Raw genomic sequence first — 23001 nt, 5'->3', positions numbered from 1 at the left:
TCCAATCATCAGCAGGGCAATTTCGCATCGAAATGGCCCGCTTGGTATTGGATTTGTTGGGGGACAAGACATGCATCAATCTTCGGCAATCAAACTTGTCGCACTGGCGATTGTTGGCGCATTGACCGCGAGCATCCCGGCCACCCAAGGTCCGATAGCAGCACCCGCAATGGCAGGTCCAGGCTGTGGCGGCCACAACCAGCGCCCATGCATCTTCCCGTTCAACCCCTGCGATAGAGGGATGGTGCTGTATAAGACCAGCAATCGAGTGACGGGGGTCTGCAAGCGGGATGAGCCACGGCCTCCAACCCCGCCCAGATATGATGGGACGTACAGTCAAACCGGGATTTTGATCTGCAACAAATCCAGCGAAGAGGTGCTGGATGCCGCCATCGCGTATTTCGATCCGGGCATCGATGGGGGCAGGCGCAATTGGACCAGCATGGGCTGGTGGACGCTTCACCAAGGCGAGTGCACAGAGATCAAAGTGATCGATTCAGGCGACCCCTATGAAGGCTACGTCCACATGATGGCTGTGGGGCGCAACACGACATGGGAAGGCTATGGCGGCGCGTTCTGTGTGGAGCGGGGCGCCCGGTTTACTATCCCTGCCGCCGACTATGCCCGCTGCACGCAGGAAAACATGCTCGACGGGATCGAGTTCTACGTCCAGCCTGCGCGGCTCAACTATTTTGACTTTGTTGATTGATGGCTCTGGCAGCCAAGGAGAGTGATGATGAAGAAGAGCACCGCTACTTTGACGAGCCTGGCGCTTTTGCTGAGCGGCATTTCCACGCCGGCCCTTGCGACTTCGCATCATGAGAGCGAACCGCCCATCAATTTTGTCTGCGCAAGCGGCGCGGTGCTGGACGTCACCTTTCTCGATGTGCGCGGGCACAGCGCGGTATTGGTCAGTTACCCCAATGGCCGCGACACCGGGGTCAAAGCGACCAGCCTACTTCCCGCAACGCAGACCGGAAGCGGGGAACGCTATGCCTCGGACATCACCGAATTTCATGTGAAAGGGGATGAAGCGAGCTTCATGACCGCCGCCTCCGCCAAATCAGAGGCAATCGAGCGGGTGACGTGCAACCGCGTGAGTGAGGCGGAAGATGAAGCACCCGCGACGCAGGCCGCGCGGGCGGGCCACTACTTCGTCATCAACTCCAACCATCCGCTATACGATGAGATGGAGACGATCTGCTTTGCCGATGACGGTCAAAACTTCCTCGCGCTGAGGCAGGAGCAAGAGGCAGGTCAGGTCACTGCCATCAATTCACAATGGTCAACCAAAACCGCCACGGTCAGCGATGTCGATGCGGGCGCAGGACAACGCCGCTACACGCTGACATCCGCAGAAGACCCGGAAAACACCGCCACCTTCCACTTCATCGCCCCCGGCATGCGCGAAGCCGATCTGCCCAGCGCGACCTCTGGCCTCTCCAGCGTAGAGGCCGATGGAGAGCGGCGCGATTGCATCAACAATGACCGGATCGTCTATCTCGCCACCAGCACGGAACTGGGCGCGATCATCACGCTTGAGGACGATGGGCTGGTGTTCCGCACCATCGGTGAAAGCGATGGCATCGCATGGCCGGAAATGCGCGGCGGCTATATCTGGCAAGAAGACAGCGCAGTGACCTTTGAATTCTTCAACGCCGAGGCGCGCGTGAGCATCAGCACCAATCGCTCTGGATTCTTCGACTTGCAAGCGGATAACAATATTCAGGTTCAGTCCTGGAAGCTTGAAACGCCCATCGCCCAGCGAACCCAATATTCCATGGCGTACTTCATTGCGGATGCCGAAGTCTTCCCCGATGATCTGCCGCGCCTGGACAAGGCAAGCGTCGAGTTGCTGGCCTCGCTCAGCCTGTGCAATCACTTCGCTGGCGAAGCGAGTGAGGATGCCGAGCGCAATGCCGACCTGATGGTGAAATGGGAGGAGAATGCCTGCGACGCGGCCGGAGAGAATTACGCAGCAGCTTTGGCTTCTGCGGAAGAAGGCAGCGGCCTGCACGCCTATCTCAAGAACAACTCACCGGTCTGGATGTGAGGCGCAAGGCCGGTCAGCCGGTCGCTGATTGACTGGCCTGTTTGACTGGGCGCGCGCAGTGCGTCACTCTCGCGCTCATTGTGACAGTGCGGGCGATCATAGCAGACGATCATCCCTTCATCCGCGAAGGCGTGGCCGCGCTTTTGCAAAGTCTCGACGATTACGAGGTGGTGGCAGAGGCTGTGGACGGCCTCGAACTGATCACTCAGATCCGCAAGGAAAAACCCGACCTTGTCATCAGCGATATCGCCATGCCGCATCTCAGCGGGCTGGAGGCGACGGTTGAGATCAAGCGCTGGTGCCCCGATTGCGTGATCGTCGTGCTAACCGGTCTGACAGCGCGGGGGATGCTGGCTCAGCTGGACCAGCTGGGCGTTGCGGGGATCTTCCTCAAATCAGACCGGCTTGATGAACTGCGCCATGCCCTGCCCCACATTATGGCGGGGAGAACGTTGCGGTCGAAATCGGTTGAGGCGATACTGTCAGAAGGCGCAAACACCTCGCCCAATGACGCGCTCAGCGGGCGCGAGCAGCAGGTGTTGATGGGCATTGCACGCGGCGAGACAAACGCGGTGATTGGCGAGAAGCTGGGGATCAGCGCCAACACAGTCGACAAACATCGCAGCAATCTGATGCGCAAGCTGAAGGTTCACTCCGCCGCAGAGCTCCTCTCCGTGGCGATCCGCGATGGGCTGATGGATCAGGCCAAAACGCTGTAACTCCTGCGCTTTCGCTGAAAGCTCAAATCACAAAGGTGAACCGGCTGCCCCGCCCCTCTTGCGCGGCAATCTGGAGCTTTGAGCCAAGCTTCTCCGCAAGCTCTTGAACGATCGCCAGGCCCAATCCCTTGCCCTGTGATCGCGTCTCAGCCGCGCCCTCCCCTCGCACCGCGCGCTGTTTGAGGCGCTCAATTTGTGAGCGCGCAATCCCGCAGCCATCGTCAATCACATCAAACCGCAAGCCCGTCTCGCGCTGACGGACCGCGAGCAGCACTTTGGTCGCGCCGGAATAGGCCAACGCATTGCTGGTGAGATTGCTGAGCATGCGCAAGATGTCGGCGGTATTGCCATTAATCGTCGCTGAGCTTGGCACAATGCGCAGTTCAATGCCCGCCCCTTCCGCCTCTTCCCGAAAGATCGCTGCAACCGCATCCAGCAAGCGCTGGGCGGGCACCGGTTCTTCCTCAGATCGGCTGATCGGAGCCGCCTCTGTCGCTTGATCGAGGTTCTGTTCAACCAGCTGCTCCATATAATCGAGCGAGGCTTCGATTGACTCCAGATCGGCGTCGGTGTGGTCCGGCTTGGCAGAGAGGCTCAGGATCGCAGAGCGCAGAGAAAAGATCGGCTGGCGCAGATCATGCGTTGTATCGGCCACCATCCGGGTCGACTGATCGATCATGTCTTCGGCCATCTGATTGTTCTGCTCAATCATCGCCAGCCGCGTGCGCAGCTGCATATTGCGCTCAGCCGAAGCTAGCCGTTCTGCCAGCAAGCTCTCCCGCTCGCGCCGCCATTGCGTGATGACGCTGACACAGGCGAGCCCCATCATCACCGCGTCGAAAACCATCGCGGTGCGCATCGTGTCGAGCGTGGCCGCGCGGGTCACTTCGATATCAAGCCAATGTGCCGTAAAGGTCACGAACGAAGCCGCGACGATACCGAACCAGCCCAGCACAAAGGCAATTGCGCTCACCCCCTTGCGACGCAGCGCGAAAAGACCCGAGGCCAGGAACACCATCGCGCTCACCGGAATGCTCAACGTCATCAGCTGTTTGATCAGCTCGATATCGACGAACAGGCTGCTTGTGACGGCAAGGATGTGGACGGCGATGATGGCAAGCAAAACTTTGTCGAGGACACGCATGCGCTCCCCTGTGTCGAGATAGACGCGCGTGAACTGGCTTGCGAATATGGTCAGAGCCGCTGCGAGAGGCATCGACGCGATGCTGTTCCACGCTCCATATTCAGGCCAGATGAATTGGAAGGCATAGCCGTCGCGGTGGAAGATGTAGACGGTGACGAAAGCGGCGTAGCCTCCGTACCACAGGAAGATCGTCGTCCGGGTGATGGCAAAGGCGCACACGCTCGCCAGCAACAGCATCACCATCACACCATAAAACGCAAAGTTGCTCGCCATTTCGCCCGCTGCATGGGTGGCAAAGCCAAGCTCCTGATGGATCTCCACCGGCATCGCAGTCAGGCCGGTGGTGCGGTACCGGATCCAGATCTGCGCCTCTTCCCCTGGGCCAAGAGCAAAGGGCGTCGCCAGTTGATGAAACGCAATGGGCCGGCTGGCAAAGGCGCTGTCGAGTTCCTGACTGAGCAACGGCTCGACCCCGCTTTCCCGCTTCAGCCAAACGTCGATCTCAGTCACAAAGTTTGTCTTCATCAGCAACACACGGTCGGTTGCCGCGTCGGCGTCATTGACGATGGGCAAACGCAGCCAGATGGGGCTCTGCTCAAATCCGAAATTGGGCTCGCGCTTGGTGACTGGCTGCAATTGCGCGTCAGCAGCTCCGGACAAGACTTCTTGCGAGGTCAGTTGTGCGTCCCGGTCAATGAAGTGGGTGAGCGCCTTGGTCGTCGTTGCAACGTCCATGCGGGTCTCGCTCAGCGACAGAACCGCATCGTCCCCAGTCTGAGCGGCGAGCGGTTGGCCCGCACTTGCCCAGATCAGGATGACAAGGACGAGCAGAAAGCCGCGCATGATCGCCGCGATCCTCTGCCCATTCTCTCGCCCCAGCATTGCCATGACGTCCTGATAGCGCAGTTCGGACGAAATGCTCATAGTGGGATCGCATGATTTGGCGGGGCACGGACTTTGGAACGACCGCCTCATGCTTTGTTCATGTTTGGGGGTATTTAAATGAACATCGACGCATCGAAGCGTTGGTGATAGTATCCAAAAGATGATCGGCAGATTCCTTGTCTCTGCCGTTCAGAAAAGGGGGATAGGGGTAATGAACTGGAAGCATATCGGCATCGGGGTTGCGACACTGGGGATTGCAGGCGGCGGCCTGTTTGCAGCTGATCAATATCTTGATCTCACGGGAAGCAATGGGGGCGCAGACACCACCCAACTGGCTTCGCTTGATACCGACCTCACCGAAGAGGCGATCAACACCGCTTGCGGCCTCTCCAACGCCAGAGACGACAACACGGCCAAGGCCGGCGTCGTCAGCGCCAGCGTCACTCGCGCCCGTGTCACCGTTTCACAAGACGTGGACGCGGATGCCGACATCGCCGCTGCTATCGATGCAGGCGATTGCCGCTATCGGCTTGACGGCGTGTGGATCGAAGACTTGCCGCTGGCGCTCGACCAGTCGGTTACGATCGAAGGGTTCGAAGGCGAAAATGGCGGCTCGCTCAACAAAAGCCTGCTCCACTCAACCATTGTCACTCCGCAGATCCTGCTGATGGAAGCCGATGAAGATGGCTCCGGCGTATCAATCCGCCGTGCTGATGGCGAAGGGGGCCGGATCTTTGCCAATCCAGTCGGCGATGCGCCGCTTGGCGAAGTGTATCGTCCCAGCGGCGCGCAATTGGAATATTCCCTCTCTGGTGCCTTGCCTGGCATCGAAGGGGACATGACGCTCGACGTGACCCGCACAGGCCGCGTGCGCATTCGGATCGGCGACACCAATTACTACCGCCCACAAGCCAGCGCATTTGGCAATGGTGTTGCGATGAACGACGCTTGGATGATTGAGCGCAATCTGGACAACCTTGACGCCAGCCTTCGCGGCTATGACGTTTACGCTCAAGATTTGAGCCAGCTCAACTTGAACAACAAGGGGAATATCTTCGATGCGGCCAGTGCCGAGGAGTTCGCTGTGGTTGAAAAGCGCACAGTGCCCTTGGGGCTCAAGCTCATTCCCGAAGGCGCTCAGGGGACAGTCTATCAATCCGCCCTGATCCGCACGCAACGCGAATATCAAAACACTGTGCGCACCACTTTTGGCGCGAAGGTTGGCTTTGAAGGAGAAGACGCTTTTGCCGGGATCGGAGCGGACTACACCAATTCTCGCACCGAGGGCATGAAGGAAGGCGAAGCCGTTTCTCACGTGGCTGGCTTTGCGCGGCACAAGCTCTACACGCTGGTCCTCGACCGCCCATTCACGCGCCTGTCTGATGAATTTGTCGACGCGGTGGAAGATGCCCGTCGCTATGGCCGTTACGCTGAACTGATCGAGCGCTTTGGCACGCATTACCCATACGCTGTGACCTATGGTTCCGCTGCAACGATGAGCCTGGAGTATCAAGAATCAACCGTTGCGCAATGGGGCTCCAATATGGAGGAGGTCAATGGCCAGGCGGGCGTCGCAATCGGCGGATTTGGCGTCTCGGTGAATGGAGGACAATTCACCGAAGGCAGCGAAGGCAATGAACGGTTCGACAGCCATTCTGACAAATATTTCGAAGCGGTTGGCGGCACCGGCAGCTTCAGCGAGGAAGGGCACTCAACCGGGCCGACGGCCTATCCAATCCTCGCCGATCTGCGCCCGATCCACGAATTGCTCAGCCCTTTGAACTTTCCGGGAGAGCCTGAGGTCTACACCGAGGTTCGCGAACGTCTGCGGGTTGAGACCGCCAAATATCTCGCGCAGTTTGGGCAAGACCTAACCGATGTGGCCCCAGCCATTACCGAACAGTACACGGTGACGCCGCGCGAACTCTATTGCCACAAAGGCAGCCGCGGTCTGCCTGCCGGGTTAGAGACCAATCCACGCCACCTGATCGATGGCAGCATAACTTTGAACGCTCGGCGCGGGTCAGGGTTCGCCGACGTGACCTCGCGCACCTATGGCCGGTGGGAAGACAAGACAATCAATTGCTGGGGCAACGGGGGACGTACGTCCGCTTTGAGCACCACTCCGATCACGGTCACGGGACCGCTGGGCGAGGCTCGAGCAGCGACGTTCAACTGGAATCTCGATCTATTCAGTGAGCGGGTTACGTTGGTCCGCAAACGCATTCGCTATGCTAGAGACACTGGCTGGGCGTTTGGCATTCCGCGCAACATGAAAGTTGGTGACAAAGAGACAGTCGAAAAGACCATCCGCAGCGATGGCAATGCGCCGGAAATCCGCATCCGGGTCGATGTCAGGCGCATTCGCTGATGGTTGAAATGCAAAGGGGGAACACACCAATGAAGTCGACACAATCCATGCTCGGCGCAGTCCTGCTCGGGCTCGCTCTACCTGGCCTTGCTGCATGCGGAGGCGGTTTGGATAGCGAGATCGTTGAAGCCGGTGATGGCTATGTCATCGACATCCTGAATCTGGATGGCAGCGAGACATTGGCATTTGGTGCCGATGATCGCTTGGCGCCAACTGAGCAATCGACCATCGAATTCTGGGTCCAGCCTGAATGGAGCGATGACCCAGGCTATGATCCTGTCGTCGTCTCCAACACCGGCGAAGATGGCACCAGCTATGCCGTTGCGATCACGTCGGAGCGCGATGGGATCATCGTCATTTCAGGCGAGGCTATCGAAGCCGTGCCGTTCGACTTCACTGATGGAGAGCTGCACTTCGTGTCGCTGGTCGACTACGGCAACTCGATCAGCGTCTCTGTTGATCTGGAATTGATCGCCGACATCCCTGTGACCTTTGAAAGCTATCCCTCAAGCGGCCTGTTCATCGGAACCGGCAGTGGCGGGGATGATGCCTTCGAAGGCAAAATCGGCGCGCTGCGGATTTGGAACGTCGCGGTGGAGCCTGAAATGCTCGCCAAATACGCCCGCGCGGACGTGCTGGGTGACGATCCGCATCCCGATCTTTCTGAGATGAAGCTGATGAGCGACTTCGCCAATCAGCGCATAGTCTTCAACGAGTGACCGGCTCCGGCCAATCTGGGACCATAAAAAGAGGGGCAAGTCGGTTTGACTTGCCCCTCTTTTGTGCGTTGCCGCTTGGCTTTGCCTAAAGGCTCACTTCGCGTTGAAGATCACCTTTGAGCTCATGTCCCGCCTTGCCCGCGCCATCATCGTTGATGCGGCGGTTTGCTGGTAGGCTTTAGGCGTCATACCGAAGAAGCCGCGAATACCATTCATCATCCGTGTGCCAAGGCCTGGCCCTGAACTGTCCGGGCGCGTCCGGGTTGCAGAGCCTCTGGTCGTCGGATTGGCGATCCGCTTTGGTCCCAGCGTGCGCGTGGCTGATGCAACCGACTTGTCGATGACCCGTTCCTTGAAAGTCACCTGGCGAGCCGGCGAAATCTTGGGTGCCCGCTGTGACGGCTTCAAGCGCATCTGCGAAGCTGGTTTGCGAGTGGTGGTGGCGGTGATGTAGACGCCCTTGCCGGTGATCGGTTTGGCAGTGGCGCTGCTTGCAGTGGTCTTTGGCCCGCCACGTGCTTCAAGCGGAGCAACCGCCACGCCAATCGAACCGGTGAGCAACGCAGCCCCCATGAGAATTGCAGTCTTCCTCATCGTACTTCCCCTTCATTACACCCGCATCTTGCGCGGCTTCATCTAACCCTTTTGCGTTCTATTGCTGGCTAGATGTACGCAAACGGTACCCTATCTCAGTCTCGCGTTCAGGTTCAAGGCGTCTAACCTGAACGCCGCTCCGAGCATGGAGTGGCCTGTAAACTACACGGCGAATGGGATGAATACCAGATGCGCTAACTCTTGGGAGCAGGTGGCCGTGCTGCCGGCCTATCGCGACTACCAGCGCGGCAGTGTGGGTTCTGCCAGGGGGGCGACCGGGATCACGCCATCATCTGGAAGCGGCACAGGCGTTTGCTCCCGTGCATACCATTCGAGCGACGATAGCGATGGCTCTTCCCAGACATCGGGAGCGGTCAGATATTTGGGATGCGTCGCCTCCGCATAGTCAAGCGCCACCTGATCTACGATGTCGAATGTGTCGCCTGAACCCATGAAGCAATTATAGACGATATGCCCTTCGCTCGGCCCCATCAGCATCCAGGGGAACCAAGGTGTAATGCGGTTCCATGACCCCGTTGTCTTCACGACTGTCGCATTGGGGTCCTGCATCTCGTTCCAATCCATTTGATAGAGAAAATTCTCTGTCACGCGGTTGAAAGGCCCGCCGCTTTCACGAGGCCATTTGTCGGGCTGGAGTGCGGATGGGTAAAACAGGTTGATCCGCTGCGCCATGCCGAGAAAGTCACCTCTGCGCTCCCAATTCAACTGAAGTGGGATTTTCGGAGGTTCCTGGTCGTTCAAGCCGCCATAATTGGGCGGAAGCGGGACATAATCCGTCAGCTCGAAATTGAAGGGGTCGTTAGCGATATGAACAACCTTCACCTCTTCTTCGAGATAGGGGTTAAACCATGTGTCCATCACCTCGCCGGTCTTAAGATCGGTGTAATAGCCAACCTCGCGAAGCACTTTGCGATAGCCGGGATCTTTCCCTTCGAGAGAAGGCAGAAGCTTGGCGCAGGAAAAGCCTGTGAAGCCCATCAGATCACGCACAGGTTCCCCAGGCCGCACGCCTTGGACGATGCCGGAATACCAACCGATCTTGGTCGATTTCATGTCCACATTGCCCATGATCCGGGCGAGCGCATCACGGTTCCCGCGCGGCGTGGTAAGGTCAAGGAAGTCGCCATCGATATTCCTACCAGCGCCACTCGCGCCCGAGGTTGATGACGCCACCACAGGCCGTGCCTGAGCGCAACCAGTGGAGAGAAGAAGGGCTGCGGTGCCGGCCGCACCTGCGGTGACGAACTCTCTACGATGCATGGGGTTCTCCGAGGGGTATGAAGTTAAGCTTAGAAGTCGAAGGAAAGTGTCGCGCCGATCCGGCGGCGATTGCCCAGCGTTGGAATGTACTCAAGCTGGAACGACTGAGCGATGAAGAACGCGTTGGAGACGTATTCCTTATCGAACAGATTGCGCGCCCAGACCGATGCTGACCAATTCTCCCCACGGACACCCAGAACTGTGTTCACAAGGGTCCGGCCCTCGATAACGGCTGAGTTGATCTCGGAGACAAACTGGCTTGACTGACCGACGACATCGATCCGGCCAAAGCCATCGAATTTGTCGGTAACGGGGACTTCGCCCGACACGCCCACATTCCATTGCCAATCCGAGTTCCTCGGAACAGAGTTGCCACCCACTTCGCCGCTGGCGTTGCACACGATGTCATCGCAAATTGGAATTGCGCCAAACGTGCTAGAACCAGAAGTCAGCAGACGGTCAGAGACTGTGCCTGAATCGAAGGTCGCGTCGATGTAGGCGAGACCGCCATTGATCGTGAAACCATCGGTGAATTCCCAGAACCCCTCAATCTCGACACCCTTGGACGATGCGCTTCCGATATTGTCAGTGATGAGGCTGACGAAGGGCGCCGGCACTGTTGGCTGACGGTTGATCTGAAGATCGCCCCAATCGATATAGAAAGCCGCGATGTTCAGGGTGGCATCGCCGTTGAGGAAGCTGTTCTTCAAACCCACTTCGTAGGTCCAGTTGGTCTCTGACCCAAAGAACCGGTCTTCATCAACCAAGCCGTCCGGTGAGTTGATACCGCCCGATTTGAAGCCGCGCGCAACGGACGCGTAGAGCAGATTATCATCCGTCAGTCGGAAATCGATGCTGCCACGACCAGTCAAGTAGTCATCAGGACGCACAAACACTTCGCCAGCTGCAGACAGCAAGTTGGTCAAGGATATCTCTTCGTCGGTATAGCGACCTTCAAGACTGATATTGAGCCGGTCATCCGCCAGCGCCAGCGCCGCGCGACCGAAGATGGCAAATTTCTCCGTGTCGGTAATCGCGCTCGAAGTTGGGTTGCCTTGCGGCTCAGTAAAGGCAGCCGTGCTGTCCACGCCGAGCGGGATGAAGTTGCCACTGAACTGATTGAAGTCGGAACCGTCCTGATGATAGACGCCGACCATCAAGAACAGGCCGTTGGGGCCATCATAGGCAAGACGCAGCTCGTGTGTGTCGTAGTCAAAATCGCCAACAGGCGAGAATGTAAACGCGTTCTGAGCAACACCGAATGGGAACTGGAAGAACTGGCTGAAATACAGCCGGGTGCCTACCAGCGGATCGCGATCACTGCTTCCTGCAGAGAACACCTCACCGGTATAGCCGCCATAAAGGTAGCTGAGGCTGAGATCGTCAGTGATGTCGAGGTTGGCTGCGACGCGGAACAATTCTGCTTCTGAATCGAGTCCAAAACCACGCGGATCAATCACAAATCCATCCACGCCCAGCGAACTGGTCGGAGGAGTGGAAGGCAATGTGCCGCAAAACAGCTGGAAGCCTTGACCGTTGGGGTTGCTGCAATTGGCATCCTGAATGGCCGATGCGCCCAGCGCGGCAACCGCTGGATCGATATTGCGGGTCAGGCGATATGTGGCCTGCTGCTCGCTCAGGGTCTCAAACCGGTAATAGTCAAAGTCCAAAGTCAGCGCGTCGAACGGGCTAAAGCTTGCCCCCACCTGCACAGAGGATTTTTCATAACCGCCAATGCTTTCATCGGTGCCGGGATCGGGCGCGGAGGAAGCGAGCGGATGGAGATTGTCAAAATCACCATCGAATTCTGAATGACCAATTGCGAAACGCAGCGAGAAGACATCCTCAACCACGGGGACAGAAAGCTCCCCGAAAAGGTCCAGGCCACCATTCTCAGACGCCGAAATCTTGCCACCGACTTGGAGATCGGTAAGGCTGCGCTCTGTCGTGATGTAGTTGATGACGCCGGAAAACGCGTTGGCGCCGTATAGCGCACTTTGCGGGCCCTTTACGACCTCAATGCGCTCAAACTCGGTCGCACCGATATCAAATGCATAGTTACGCGGAATGTTGATCCCATCGATAAACAGAGCGACATTGGTCTCCAGCGAAGTCACGCTGAATTGACTGGTTCCACGGATCGTTGGCGAACCAAAACCCCCGTTTGAGAAATCCTCGAAAACCAGACCGGGGGTTTGAAGTGCGACATCTTCCAGCTGGACAATCTGGCGATCTTCCAAATCCTGCTGAGACAGAGCGGTGATCGAGGCAGGAATATCCTGCACACTCTCTTCGACCTTACGCGCCGTCACGATGATTTGATTGCCTCTGACCTCCGCTTCTTCGGCACCAGAATCGGCGTCTTGGGCCAATGCTGGAAAAGCCGGAAGTGCGATCACACCTGCGACCGAACTCAGGAAGATTGATCTGATTGTAGTGCTCACCGCTACCCCCTCTTTTTGGGACCCAGTTATGGGCTGATTTGCTCATTGTGATTTTTCTAGATCACTGAAGCTTAGTCAGCAGATCGGAGGGAAACGGAGTTTATCGCACCTTCCTCGCACGTCGATGAAAGTGGCCATCAATCGTTTTGAATTAATCGCTTGGAGGGCCCATTTCGGTGAAATTCCGCCAGTCTTTGGTGACGAACTTCTCATCGATCAAGGTGCGCATGAAGCACCGGCCATCGCGGAACCATTGCCAAGTGCGAGACTTGTATTGGCCGGACGCATCGTGCTGGATCATCTCATAGAGATAGACGCCCTCTTCGTTCTTACGATGCCAGTGGAGACACATGCTGATCTCGTTCTCATCGGGGGTCATGCGGGTGCACCAACCCTTGATGTGTTCATTGTCCCACCAGATCCGACCATCGCTAAACTCGGCAGGGAAATCGCGCGTCTCATGACGCCCATCTGCCCAGTAATAGTGGTTCGTTTGATGGTAGTCAGCAGGGTCGCCATCGTCAGGAAGACGGCAAATTAGGCGCGACTTGTGCTCGTCGATCTTCTCGCCGGTAAAGGCATCGTAATAGCGATAGACGCCTTCCCAAACACCTTCCCCGGCAGCAAGAAGCGGCAGGGACTTTCGAATAGGAGTTATAGCATTCATGGTATCAAATCCTGTGTTTCCAAAATTTTCCGTTACGTGCTCGATCCCACCTCAAAACCCTTGCTGAGCGGGGCGGAGGCAAAAATCAGGATGTCAGTGAGCAGACCCGCTTCATCGACTTCAAAGAAGTTGCAGTTCGACATGTGGGTCTCGTTGCCGTCTTCTTCGGTCAGCGAGATGTTGAAGCGAACCGCCAAGCGGCTCTCGACAGGGTCTGCGGCAACGATGAAGTCGCGAAAACAGACTATCGGGAAGCTTTGCAGAAAGTCATCGAGATGCGCGCGCAGGGCCGCTTTGCCAGTATAGGTGAAGCCGCTTGAGGGAATGCGCATTTCGCAATCCTCGGCAATGCCCGCCATGACACCTTCAAGGTCATGCGCGTTCAACTTCTTGAAGAAATTTCCAACGCCAGCAGTGACCAATTGTTCGCGAGTGATGGTCATGGAGCACCAACCTTTCCCACAGTGAAGAAGCGTAGATAGTCGCGGAAAGACGTCGAAGCCTCCGCCTCTTCGATCGCGCGGAAGATCTCCGCCGGATCGCCGTCAAGCTCCGTAAGCTCAAAGCAGAAACGCATTTTCGCCATCTGGTCCTCACGCGTCATCGCTCGGCCGGGTGAACCAAACGGAATGTCAACAATCCGCTCGACCACCCGCCCATCGGCAAAGGTTACGCTGATACGCTGAGGTCCAAGCGCGTTGGGATCTGGATTTTCATCGAGCGCGACGCGGACCTTTTCCGCATCCGCAATGGCTTGGGCCGAGGCGAAATAGTCCGCGTTGAACTTGCGAGGATCAATCCGACCATCGCGGATCATCATCGGCGCGATGCAAGCAAGGCAAAGGCGGGCATAAGCCCCTTCCATCTCCGGATCATAGGGTCGCCCAACCAGCAGCTTGGTCAATGGCGGCACATGGACATTTATGTCCGCGACATCCTCCATCGAAAAATCCGCCTCTGCCTTGAGATCGAGCAGAGCTGTGAGTGTGGCCTGGGTCGCGCGACCGGCAGGAAAGGGTTTGTGCGCCACCTCGGTGATCGCCCAAGGCTTGCCGAGTTTGGCGATATAGGCTGCGGGATCTCCCCCCGCCTCAATGAGGCTGAAATAGCCAAATTTTCCATCCACGAAATCGTGCGGCGCAGTCAGGCCAAGCTCGGCCAAGTCCGCCGCGCTCAAGGCAGCTCGAGCCGCGATGCCGATCTGAAGTGGCAGCGCTTCGGCGCCCTCCCAATGGGCCTGCATCGTGCCCGACACCTGACTATAGGCAAGGCCCAGCGCGCGCGTCATGGTGGGCGCGTCAAAGTCTCTCAGAATTCCCAGAGCGGCCGTAGCCCCCATCAACCCAGCCGCTGAAGGGCGGAAGAAGCGCGGGCCTTGTGCAGCGGCGGCTCCGAACAACACGGCGACTTCCACCCCAATGGCAAAGGCAAGGATCACATCCTCAAGCGCTTGGTCATCGACTTGAGCATCGCTGATAAGCGCAGCCACTGGCGTGCAAAGCGCGATCACCACCGAAGGCTCATGCAGGCCATCCCATTCAAGGCAATGAATCTGAAATCCGTTCAGAACAGCAGCGGAATGGGGTGAGAGGCTAAGGCCTGGACGGCCAAGTACCGCACAACTCCCATTGCGCTGCGCGTCCCACTTCTGGGCTGCAGCTTGAACCCGCTCGCTAGCCGCGTTCGCTCTGCCTGCAACGCCAGTGGCCAAAGTATCGGCGAGAAACATCTTCGCGGAACGCAGCGCATTTTCAGGCAAACCCTGCGCGCGCAGGCTCAGGATCTGGTCGACCAGATCGCCGGTTGTCTCGCCCGATCGTCTCTTCTCGGCAGAAGGGTTGTGAAACGCCATCGTCATGCTGTCCCAATACAAGCGTCAAACGCGAAAGGCGGGCCTCACATTGGCCTTCATCGCGGAGCGAGCATCACTGCTCAACTGGCGAACAATCCCGGCTGTGGCGGCCCTTGCCAGCTCGAGCAATTCTAGCCGCGCGCAATCTCTTCAAGTGCGGTTTCGTAGCGCTTGAAATCGTCATTCGTGGATTGCTCTTCAGCGCGTTTCAACGTCAGGTAGTAGAGCTGATCCAACAACGCTTTGCGCCGATCCACGCGCGCCGCAGCGGTCGCTTGGTCAGGTGCGTATTGCTCGATCTCATCGGCGAGAATGATGCCTTTGGCCTCGGCGATCTTTTCGATCGTGTCTAGCCGGTCGCGCATAGCGGAAAACTCGCTCGCCAGGACGAGGATCATGGACATCGCTTCATCGAGCCCGTCTTCGCGGTAGAATTGCGGGCGTTTGCCCTTAGCGAATTTCGGCATGCGGTTGGTTTTGGCGCTAAATTCCATGGCTTACCCTTTCCGTGCGATCAGCACTTCCCAGCCCCCGCCGGGTGCGAATTCACCTGCGGCGAAGTCGTCGTCTTCTGGACTGGCGGGTGGATGCGCACCCATCGCTTCCAGGATAGCCATCGGAGCTGTGTCGAAGCGAACGCTCGTTTCAGGAAACCCAGCGTCCTTGGCCATCTTCTCCTGATCAAGCTCGCGCATAGCGCCCCAGAAGGGCTCGTTGTTGTAGTAAGTCTCGTTGTCCAGAATGAACTGCATATACGGCCCCATCTTGTGAAAGGGCGGCAGGTCGGCATGGATCATGTAGCCACCGGGTTTGAGCAGCCGATGGCATTCGTGGAAGATCGCAGGCATCGCTTTGCCGCTGGTCTCATGCAGCAGGATATGGCTGACGATGAGGTCAAAACTCTCATCGGCAAATCCCGTTTGTGAGGCGTCACGCTGAAGGAATGCGACTTCCAAATCCTTCGCCGCTGCGCGTGCATGGGCATAGCGGATACATGGCCCTCCTACGTCAATTCCGGTGACTTCGGCATCCGGGAAGAGTTCCTTGTACGGCAAGGTCGAATGGCCAATTGTGCAGCCCATATCGAGGATCGCAGTTGGCTCGAACCCGTCGAGATTGCGCTGGATATAGTGACACACAGAGCGGCCCATATCGTCATTGTCAGGGCCCATCATGCCCATCGAATAAAGATAGACGCCGCGGTCATAGAGCGCGCCAGCGGAAACATCTTGTGCGTTTTCTGCGGTTACATATCCGCCCGGCATGCAGTGGATATCAAGCGCGCTCACATACTTGGGAACGTCAAAGTCCTCGCTGCTCTCAAGCGTCGCGTTAGTGCTTGCCGATAGTTCAGCTGCCTTTTGGTTGATTGCATCAAAGTCGCGCTCAATCGGCGCTTGCACCGATGCCCATAGCAATTCCTGAGCGACCCGGTTGGTCATGGCATACGTCTGAAAGTACGGATCTTGAACCATGCCTTTGCGGATCTGGTGGCGGTCGCTTGGGGGGTGGCCATGCTCTTTGGCAAACGATTTGGACACCCGACCTGCAAATATGGGCTCCAGCCCGGGGAGCAGCTCATCCTGAGTAAACCCCTTCAAACTCATCGCAAATTCCTGCCGCGAGCGATCATCGTGGTTGCCCGAAACCAGGAGATCATGGGCGGCTTGACCTGAGACAAATTCTTCCATTTGGCGACTGTCCTGACGAGAGATTGGGAACTACACTGTCGGTCCAAAGCTGGTGCCTAAAGGTGCATTTTTTGGTTCTTCTCGAACTGCGAGGATTCGTCGCGAAAATTCGCAAGTCTCGGTGTTGTTGTGCAGACTGCTTCAAATGAAAGTGGAACTTGCAGCCTTCGGTCGCGGCTCCGCACACAGCAATTCAGTGGGAAGCGAGCGAAAAATATGCAGCAGGACACAAGCGACGCGGCGGCTTCGAAAGGGCCCATCTCCAACGCATTGCTAGGCAATGCTTGGGCGCTCGCCTATTTCGCTATGAGCATCACCACGATGCTGATGCCGCGTGAGGACAAGGCCAATGCGATGCGCGAGATTTATCGCGGTTGGCATTATTCAATCGGGCTTGTGCTTACTGTGCTTAGTATTTGGGTGCTGGTCCGGCTTTGGAAGTCTCGCAAGGAACCCGCCAATCCGCGCTTAAGCGTGAGAGCCAATCAGTGGGCGCATGCACTCGCGTTCATCACAGCGCTGCTACTCTCAAGCGCGTGGATTTTTGGCATTTTGAGCGGTTGGGGAAGCGGATATGACCTTTATTTCTTCGGCTTTATAGACCTCCCTGCCCTGATCGGCGAGGACCGCGCGATATGGCTCTTCAATGGCTATTTCCACGCCGCTTTGGGCTTTGCGGTGCTTGTGTTGACATTGGTGACTTTGCTGACAGCAGCGGTCTTTCTGTTTGTTTACGGTCAGGGATTGCATGCTTCCTTCCCGATGGGATTTGGCCTCTTCACCTTTCTCAACGGCGCGTTCACGTTCTTTGTTTCGGCCACCTTTGACGGCTATGAGAAAGGCCCGTTTGCGGTTCTCATCTTTGTCGGGATTTGCGCAGTGGTCTGGGGCCTTGCCAGGCTGTTCAAGCGTGCTCCTGGTTCAGGCGAAGTCAGGGCGGAAAACTTGCCCGGCATGGGAGTGATCGCAGTTTCCCTTGCCTTCGCGCTCAGCCTAGTTGGGATCTACGGACCCTATGGCATGTTCCGTGTGAGCCCCATCGAAAGCGGGGTGATGGTCGTAGCGCCCGAAGGCGTGACGTCGCACCCCGACCCGATCATCACCGTCCAAGTCACACCAGAGACCGATCTGGAACGAGACGTACGCGTTGAAAATTACAAATGGTGCACCTTCTGCCACACGATGAAGCAAGGCGAGAAACACCTGGCTGGCCCCAATCTTTATGGGATCTTCGGCCGTGAGATCGGGACTGTGCCCAATTTCAATTACACCGAAGGCATGGCGGCCCACGGAAGGGCAGGAGAGGTATGGACTGATGAGCTGATGGACGCCTTGATCGCAAATCCGGATGTCTTTGCTCCGGGTACGACAATGATCGTCTCGTCGGGGAATGAGGAAGATCCGGCCCGGCGCGCAGCTCTCATCAATATCCTCAAGAAAGAAACGATGGGTGATGCGGTTGAGGAAGTGCCTGCTCCGTGAAGTCAGGTGAATTCAAGCGCGGGTGGAAACCTCTTTTCGCCGGGATGACTGGGGTAGCAACTGGCGCATCGCCGGTTCCCTTCAACACCCTCCCCATAGTAATCGGCCCGATCAATGGGGCGATGGGCTGGTCGTTCCAAGAGATCAGTATCGGCATTGCCATCTACGGCACGGTCGGCGCGCTGCTTGCCCCCGCTGTCGGAGCCTTGGCAGACCGCTTTGGGACCAAACCAGTCGCGCTTGCATCGCTGATAGGCTTTGGCCTCGCCTTCGGGTCGATGGCCTTTGTGCCCGACAGCTTAGCCGCCTTTTACGCGATTTGGGCGCTGATCGGAGTGGTCGGAATTGGCTCAACGCCTGTCTCATGGAGCCGCACTATCAATCTGTGGTTCGACCAAAATAGAGGGTTGGCTCTCGGCATTCTGCTACTCGGCACCAGCCTTGCAGGGCTGGTCGTGCCGCAGATTGCCAATGCAGCGCTTTCTGCCGATGGTTGGCGTAATGTTTTTCTCGTGCTCGCCGCTTTGCCGCTCTTTATCGGCTTTCCGCTTGCGCTCTTTCTGTTCAGGGATCCGCACCCTGAAGAGCGCCCAAATAGCGATGCAAAAGCTGCTTCTGACCTTGTCGGCCTCGCCTTGCGTGAAACCTTGCTTGGATACCGTTTCTGGGTCCTTTTCATCTCCATCACCTGCATCGCGCTCGCTTACGGAGGGGCGCATATTCACATGGTGCAGATGGTTCAGTTTCACGGCATCAGTCCGGGCTCCGCCGCCAATGTAATGAGCATCGTTGCCGCCGGTATCTTCTCTGGACGCATTATCGTTGGCTTGCTGTTCGACCGGTTCTGGGCGCCCGGTGTTGCGGTGCCAGTCCTCCTCCTGCCAGTGATTGCGTGTTACTTCCTGATTGGCACGTCAACGCCCGCCAGTGTTATCTTTGTCGCGGCCTACTGCCTTGGCTTTGCCGCTGGGGCGGAAAGCGATATGATCGCTTACTTGGCCAGCCGATATTTCGGGATGAAATCCTATGGCCGGATCTATGGCTTTCTCTACATGCCTTTTGGCATTTTCTCTTCGCTGTCGGCCACGCTCTATGGCAGCATAAGGGACCAGTCGGGCAACTATGACCTGGCTCTTTGGACAGCGATGGGGTTGTTTGCTTTTGGCGGGCTCGTTCTGCTCGTCCTTGGCCGCTATCCAAACTGGAGCAGCAAAGCGGATGGAGAACACAAATGAAGCGCCCTGATAGTGCCCCGCCTTACACTGCGGTGCAGCAGCACGACGTGTTCCCCAAGCCGCGCCATGATGATGCGGCGCGCTTCAATTTCCTCGCCAATTTCAATCGCTATCTCTCAAGCGCGCTGGGTCCGGGAAACAAGCTGGCCTATGACAAGCAAGTCCTGCCGGAATTTGTGAAAGAGCATGGCCGCGAGCCCAAGGATCGCTTTGAGATCCGCAAAGCGATGAACCGCAACCCATGGCACCAGGCGTGGAGCGCAATAAGGCGCAATTCCATGGAATATCGTCAGCAACAGGGGCGCATGCAAACGCTTAGCCAGATTGATCACATCGTTGAACACGTCGAGGCGCTGAATGATGGAAGCAATCGGCTGGTGCTCGACCCCACAGTCGAAACGCCGCGTTATCAGGCAGCGGTGGACATCCATTGCATGCCCGGCAGCTATCATGGCGAAGAATTCCCTGGCGATGTGTCGGCTGGGGCCAATTATGATTGCGGTATCTTCGCCACCACCGCTGGCAGCATCGGCGCATTGTCTGATGGTGGTGGGCAAGCGCTGGTCAAATGGATCAAGGAGACAAAGCCGGGCTGGGTCCCGCGCCGGATACTCGATATTGGCTGCACTGTCGGCCACAACATTGTCCCGCTGGCGTTGGCGTTCCCGGAAACAGAAATCATCGCAGTCGATACAGCGGCGCCCGTGCTGCGCTATGGCCATGCGCGGGCGAAATCACTGGGCGCAGATAATATAACCTTCCTCCAACTCAACGCGGAGGATCTTTCGCGGTTTGACGATGGCTGCTTTGACTGGGTTCAAACAACCATGTTTCTGCATGAGACCAGCCGCACTGCACTCCCCCGGATTATTGCCGAGGGATACCGAACGCTCGCCTCTGGTGGGGTAATGTTCCACCTAGAGCAGCCCGCTTACACCGACGAAATGCCACTCTATGAACAGTTCATCCGCGATTGGGACGCGTTCAACAACAACGAGCCGTTCTGGTCTTCGATGCACTCGATTGATCTGAACGCCGTCATGATCGAAGCTGGCTTCAACGAGGATGAATTGTTCGAAACCCACGTGCGGGCCGAAGTGGATCAAACGGTTTTTTCACTGACTGCAACCAACGGGGAAACCGAAGATCACGGTCGCGCTCCAGCATGGCATGCTTTTGGCGCTTGGAAATCTTGAGAAAGCCAAATGCGGATCGCTACATGCCGCCGGCGAAGGCGAGTTCTGCGGATATCTTTTCCGCCTTTTCGTTGAGCAAGTGATAGTATTTTTCGCCCGCCTCTTGATGGCTCATCGAGGTTGCGAAATAGATCAGCGACAATGTCCCTGCGATCTGACCTGATTGCCAAAGGATTGGCACAGCAATCGCAGACGTTTTGCCAGCATCGGCCGTGTAGGCATTGCGTGTATTGACGGCATATCCGCGCTGGCGAATGGTCGCGAGGGCGACATCATCGCAAACCAAAGCAAGGCCAATCTCCGAGGCCTCACTTTCACCAAATTGCCAACCATCGACAATTGCTGCGCGCTCCGCATCGTCGCAGAATGCGAGATAGGCCTTGCCTGAGGCGCATTGTGATATGGGAAGCGTAAAGCCTGCAAAATAGTTTGCGAAGGTCATCGAAGACTGACCATGCGTGGATTCTCGCACCATCATGCTGGTGCCAACTCTCGTCGCGAGTGAAACTGGCCAACCCACTTCCTCGGTCAAGTCTGCCAAATGGTGGCGGGCTAAGGTCACGAGGCGATCCGCTGCCTGAAATCCGGTCGAAAGGGTCTGGACCAGTCCCGTGACACGATAGTGTTTGCGCGTCTGCTCCCGCTCAATATACCCCTCATGCATCAAGCTCTGCACGATCCGAGCAGCCGTGGGATAGGGAAGATCGACCTCCCGCGAGATCTCCATCATTGAAATCGGTCCCAGCCGACTGATGATCTGAATGACGGTCAGGCCGCGGCTCAATGCGCGAATGGGTATCCCGCGATCTGGTTCATGGATGGACACAGAGTTACGGCCTCCTCTTGATGAGCGGACTTCTCGCGAAGTCTCGCAAGACCCCACGTTGCGACCCGTTGCTGCGCGGCCCGTTGTGGCGATACCCGGAAACGGCAAAAGTGCAGTTAGTCAGGATGAGGGCCGAGAAGTGCCGGAGGCGTCAATCGCGGCCTGACCCGATATTCGAAGGGGATGCACAAGCGAGCCAATAGGAAGCACGAAATCGCGTTCGTGCAGCACGAACGATCCGTGCTTTTCGCCGCTTGTGCAAAAGTCTTTGTGACCTCGAAACCAGCTGAGCGCGTGATTCGTTCTGCATTCGCTCTTTTGGACTGGTCCAAGAACCGGATGGCTCGGCTCGCTGCGCGCATCACCACCAAACCCTGCATAATTGCGGCGGAACGCGTGGCGCTATAGAGTTGCATCCAGCGCAATCTTCGGCTCAGGAACAGGCCAATGCCGATCCACACTTGCCAGAAGCGTCAAGTTCGCCCCAAGCCGATTGTCGATTGCCGTTCGTTAAACTAGGCTCTTGTGATGGTTATTCGCCGCTTTGCCATTCTCTACATTGCATTACCCCTTGCACTAGCGGCCTTGTTTGGTGCGCGTGGAAGTGCATGGATGCCCGACCTATCAAGGTCTGAATCGATCCTGCTTTTCACAGGCTTTCTTCTGCCAATGTTCCTGATCGGTGCGGGCTGCATCTATCTCTTGCTAGCAGCCACGCGCAGGCTTTCGATCTCACCGTTGATAGCGCTGGTTATTGGAACGGTGCTCGCGATCGTCCTTGGGTACTTCTATTCCAACCTGAATATGCGCCTGCTGGATCCGTTTTTCCCCGGCCTGCTAGAGGCAACAACTCGCGATGGACGGGCTGTCTGGGGTGATCCAATCGAGGCCTTCCTGACTCCGGATCAGATTTACTTTGGGCCGTTCTGGATCGCCATGCACTTCATCTATGAATGGGGATCCGGTGACGGGGTCTTCTTCCGCTGGTTGTCTCGCAACAAAGCAGCGGGCGGCGCCGACAACGCCGAGCCTTCAGCCTCGGTCTTCCTGACCAAGGTCCCGAACCACCTGCGCGACAATATTTTGGCGCTCGAGGCTGATAAGCACTATATCGAGGTGTACGGCGCAACAGGCAATGCCCGTCTCCTTTATCGCTTTGGCGATGCAGTCATTGAGCTGGAAGCAATGGACCTTGGTATTCGGGTTCATCGTTCCTGGTGGGTCGCATCGGATGCCGTCAAGAAGCTGGAAGACGATGGCAAGGCTTTAAGTATTCTTCTTGAAGATGGGCGCAGCGTACCGGTCAGCCAAACGAACATTGGTATCGTCCGTCGAAAATGGGCCGATCTCGCATGATTTACCCGGTCTGGTGATCCAGTGGGGCTCGGAGCGCAGTCAGCGCTCCTGCGTGATGCCACGTTAGCGACGCGTGCGCTGGCAGCTGATATCCGTTTCGAACAGCAGACCAAACCGCATCCACGAACCCCGAGCCGGCTGGCCTGAAGTGATGCGTTCGACCAGCCCTCGCCGCCTCGTACACCTACTCAATCGGGAACAGTTAGTCTGACAAGACCTTACCAATCATGGAAATCCCAAAAGAGCAGGTAGGTGGCGGTGGAGGCAGTCAGATAGCGAACTTGTCTCTAACTTGTGCCCGCTTTTGGTGACATGCTCATGCTTTCCAAAGGTCGGCTACCAGAGGCAAAAGCGGACGACGATAGTCCCTAGCCGATAATCACGGTGATTTCGGTGGAGCGGGAGTTCAGGCGCAGCAAAAAAGGCCAGTTATGGCGCTTTGTTCTCAATATGGGTTCACCGAACAAACATAGTGATGGAAACGAC

At 57.1% G+C, this 23001-nt stretch carries 19 protein-coding genes; 9 read left to right on the top strand and 10 right to left on the bottom strand.

Features of this window, described 5'->3' with window-relative positions:
- Positions 1 to 70: 70 nt before the first annotated feature.
- The 3 genes from AC0V6X_RS02515 to AC0V6X_RS02505 are packed head-to-tail and all read left to right on the top strand — an operon-like array spanning position 71 to position 2772.
- Positions 71 to 709: a DUF1036 domain-containing protein gene (locus AC0V6X_RS02515; RefSeq protein WP_486183020.1), complete on the top strand. Its 639-nt coding sequence runs from the start codon at positions 71 to 73 to the stop codon at positions 707 to 709.
- Between the two features lie 27 nt (positions 710 to 736).
- Positions 737 to 2053: an MliC family protein gene (locus AC0V6X_RS02510; protein ID WP_486183019.1), complete on the top strand. Its 1317-nt coding sequence runs from the start codon at positions 737 to 739 to the stop codon at positions 2051 to 2053.
- Between the two features lie 41 nt (positions 2054 to 2094).
- Positions 2095 to 2772: a response regulator gene (locus tag AC0V6X_RS02505; protein WP_486183018.1), complete on the top strand. Its 678-nt coding sequence runs from the start codon at positions 2095 to 2097 to the stop codon at positions 2770 to 2772.
- Positions 2773 to 2794: 22 nt separating this feature from the next.
- Here AC0V6X_RS02505 and AC0V6X_RS02500 read toward each other — a convergent pair whose 3' ends face one another.
- A complete protein-coding gene (locus AC0V6X_RS02500) occupies positions 2795 to 4840 on the bottom strand; it encodes a sensor histidine kinase (RefSeq protein WP_486183017.1) in 2046 nt (681 codons plus the stop codon).
- A gap of 172 nt (positions 4841 to 5012) precedes the next feature.
- On the opposite strand from AC0V6X_RS02500, the gene AC0V6X_RS02495 reads away from it, so the two are divergent.
- Together AC0V6X_RS02495 and AC0V6X_RS02490 are read left to right on the top strand one after the other, a co-directional pair.
- Positions 5013 to 7172: an MAC/perforin domain-containing protein gene (locus AC0V6X_RS02495; RefSeq protein ID WP_486183016.1), complete on the top strand. Its 2160-nt coding sequence runs from the start codon at positions 5013 to 5015 to the stop codon at positions 7170 to 7172.
- Positions 7173 to 7201: 29 nt separating this feature from the next.
- On the top strand, positions 7202 to 7891 hold the full coding sequence (locus AC0V6X_RS02490) for a LamG-like jellyroll fold domain-containing protein (RefSeq protein ID WP_486183015.1): 690 nt from the start codon (positions 7202 to 7204) through the stop codon (positions 7889 to 7891).
- Positions 7892 to 7984: 93 nt separating this feature from the next.
- On the opposite strand, the gene AC0V6X_RS02485 is transcribed toward AC0V6X_RS02490, so the two are convergent.
- From AC0V6X_RS02485 to AC0V6X_RS02450, 8 genes are all read right to left on the bottom strand, one after another.
- A complete protein-coding gene (locus AC0V6X_RS02485) occupies positions 7985 to 8485 on the bottom strand; it encodes a hypothetical protein (protein WP_486183014.1) in 501 nt (166 codons plus the stop codon).
- Between the two features lie 237 nt (positions 8486 to 8722).
- The gene (locus tag AC0V6X_RS02480; protein ID WP_486183013.1) at positions 8723 to 9766 is read right to left on the bottom strand and encodes a DUF1838 family protein; all 1044 of its coding nucleotides are present in this window, start codon (positions 9764 to 9766) and stop codon (positions 8723 to 8725) included.
- Positions 9767 to 9795: 29 nt separating this feature from the next.
- A complete protein-coding gene (locus tag AC0V6X_RS02475) occupies positions 9796 to 12210 on the bottom strand; it encodes a TonB-dependent receptor (RefSeq protein ID WP_486183012.1) in 2415 nt (804 codons plus the stop codon).
- A 151-nt stretch (positions 12211 to 12361) separates the two neighbouring features.
- The gene (locus tag AC0V6X_RS02470; RefSeq protein ID WP_486183011.1) at positions 12362 to 12877 is read right to left on the bottom strand and encodes a DUF3598 domain-containing protein; all 516 of its coding nucleotides are present in this window, start codon (positions 12875 to 12877) and stop codon (positions 12362 to 12364) included.
- Between the two features lie 32 nt (positions 12878 to 12909).
- Positions 12910 to 13320 carry a nuclear transport factor 2 family protein gene (locus AC0V6X_RS02465; protein WP_486183010.1) on the bottom strand — a complete coding sequence of 137 codons (411 nt, stop codon included), beginning with the start codon at positions 13318 to 13320 and terminating at the stop codon, positions 12910 to 12912.
- Positions 13317 to 14729, bottom strand: coding sequence for an MmgE/PrpD family protein (locus AC0V6X_RS02460; protein ID WP_486183009.1), 1413 nt, complete (start codon positions 14727 to 14729; stop codon positions 13317 to 13319). Before AC0V6X_RS02460 ends, AC0V6X_RS02465 begins: the two co-directional genes overlap by 4 nt.
- A gap of 131 nt (positions 14730 to 14860) precedes the next feature.
- Positions 14861 to 15223, bottom strand: coding sequence for a hypothetical protein (locus AC0V6X_RS02455; RefSeq protein WP_486183008.1), 363 nt, complete (start codon positions 15221 to 15223; stop codon positions 14861 to 14863).
- 3 nt (positions 15224 to 15226) lie between these two features.
- Positions 15227 to 16420, bottom strand: a complete 1194-nt coding sequence (locus tag AC0V6X_RS02450; protein WP_486183007.1) for a class I SAM-dependent methyltransferase — start codon at positions 16418 to 16420, stop codon at positions 15227 to 15229.
- Positions 16421 to 16636: 216 nt separating this feature from the next.
- On the opposite strand from AC0V6X_RS02450, the gene AC0V6X_RS02445 reads away from it, so the two are divergent.
- From AC0V6X_RS02445 to AC0V6X_RS02435, 3 genes are read left to right on the top strand one after another with little or no spacing between them, the layout of a single operon-like run.
- Positions 16637 to 17902 (top strand): hypothetical protein, encoded by a 1266-nt coding sequence (locus AC0V6X_RS02445; RefSeq protein WP_486183006.1) that lies wholly within the window; start codon positions 16637 to 16639, stop codon positions 17900 to 17902.
- Positions 17903 to 17946: 44 nt separating this feature from the next.
- On the top strand, positions 17947 to 19137 hold the full coding sequence (locus AC0V6X_RS02440) for an MFS transporter (protein ID WP_486183005.1): 1191 nt from the start codon (positions 17947 to 17949) through the stop codon (positions 19135 to 19137).
- Positions 19134 to 20333 carry a class I SAM-dependent methyltransferase gene (locus AC0V6X_RS02435; protein WP_486183004.1) on the top strand — a complete coding sequence of 400 codons (1200 nt, stop codon included), beginning with the start codon at positions 19134 to 19136 and terminating at the stop codon, positions 20331 to 20333. The genes AC0V6X_RS02440 and AC0V6X_RS02435 overlap by 4 nt, the downstream gene beginning before the upstream one ends.
- Positions 20334 to 20352: 19 nt before the next feature.
- Here the strand turns inward: AC0V6X_RS02435 and AC0V6X_RS02430 are convergent, their stop codons facing one another.
- Positions 20353 to 21159, bottom strand: a complete 807-nt coding sequence (locus AC0V6X_RS02430; RefSeq protein WP_486183003.1) for an IclR family transcriptional regulator domain-containing protein — start codon at positions 21157 to 21159, stop codon at positions 20353 to 20355.
- A gap of 528 nt (positions 21160 to 21687) precedes the next feature.
- Here AC0V6X_RS02430 and AC0V6X_RS02425 point away from each other — a divergent pair.
- Positions 21688 to 22515: a LytTR family DNA-binding domain-containing protein gene (locus AC0V6X_RS02425; RefSeq protein WP_486183002.1), complete on the top strand. Its 828-nt coding sequence runs from the start codon at positions 21688 to 21690 to the stop codon at positions 22513 to 22515.
- Positions 22516 to 23001 lie beyond the last annotated feature (486 nt).

It is taken from the genome of Erythrobacter sp. S267, assembly GCF_057365045.1.
Note: the sequence above shows the minus strand (reverse complement) of the source record. Positions and strands in the feature narration are given on the sequence as shown.

What these genes read in the sequence shown, in the direction of transcription:
- AC0V6X_RS02480 (WP_486183013.1), bottom strand. Translation starts at nt 9,766, where the DNA reads ATGCATCGTAGAGAGTTCGTCACCGCAGGTGCGGCCGGCACCGCAGCC.
- AC0V6X_RS02490 (WP_486183015.1), top strand. Translation starts at nt 7,202, where the DNA reads ATGAAGTCGACACAATCCATGCTCGGCGCAGTCCTGCTCGGGCTCGCT.
- AC0V6X_RS02440 (WP_486183005.1), top strand. Translation starts at nt 17,947, where the DNA reads ATGACTGGGGTAGCAACTGGCGCATCGCCGGTTCCCTTCAACACCCTC.
- AC0V6X_RS02460 (WP_486183009.1), bottom strand. Translation starts at nt 14,729, where the DNA reads ATGGCGTTTCACAACCCTTCTGCCGAGAAGAGACGATCGGGCGAGACA.
- AC0V6X_RS02445 (WP_486183006.1), top strand. Translation starts at nt 16,637, where the DNA reads ATGCAGCAGGACACAAGCGACGCGGCGGCTTCGAAAGGGCCCATCTCC.
- AC0V6X_RS02515 (WP_486183020.1), top strand. Translation starts at nt 71, where the DNA reads ATGCATCAATCTTCGGCAATCAAACTTGTCGCACTGGCGATTGTTGGC.
- AC0V6X_RS02465 (WP_486183010.1), bottom strand. Translation starts at nt 13,320, where the DNA reads ATGACCATCACTCGCGAACAATTGGTCACTGCTGGCGTTGGAAATTTC.
- AC0V6X_RS02510 (WP_486183019.1), top strand. Translation starts at nt 737, where the DNA reads ATGAAGAAGAGCACCGCTACTTTGACGAGCCTGGCGCTTTTGCTGAGC.
- AC0V6X_RS02495 (WP_486183016.1), top strand. Translation starts at nt 5,013, where the DNA reads ATGAACTGGAAGCATATCGGCATCGGGGTTGCGACACTGGGGATTGCA.
- AC0V6X_RS02450 (WP_486183007.1), bottom strand. Translation starts at nt 16,420, where the DNA reads ATGGAAGAATTTGTCTCAGGTCAAGCCGCCCATGATCTCCTGGTTTCG.
- AC0V6X_RS02425 (WP_486183002.1), top strand. Translation starts at nt 21,688, where the DNA reads ATGGTTATTCGCCGCTTTGCCATTCTCTACATTGCATTACCCCTTGCA.
- AC0V6X_RS02455 (WP_486183008.1), bottom strand. Translation starts at nt 15,223, where the DNA reads ATGGAATTTAGCGCCAAAACCAACCGCATGCCGAAATTCGCTAAGGGC.
- AC0V6X_RS02500 (WP_486183017.1), bottom strand. Translation starts at nt 4,840, where the DNA reads ATGAGCATTTCGTCCGAACTGCGCTATCAGGACGTCATGGCAATGCTG.
- AC0V6X_RS02485 (WP_486183014.1), bottom strand. Translation starts at nt 8,485, where the DNA reads ATGAGGAAGACTGCAATTCTCATGGGGGCTGCGTTGCTCACCGGTTCG.
- AC0V6X_RS02435 (WP_486183004.1), top strand. Translation starts at nt 19,134, where the DNA reads ATGAAGCGCCCTGATAGTGCCCCGCCTTACACTGCGGTGCAGCAGCAC.
- AC0V6X_RS02470 (WP_486183011.1), bottom strand. Translation starts at nt 12,877, where the DNA reads ATGAATGCTATAACTCCTATTCGAAAGTCCCTGCCGCTTCTTGCTGCC.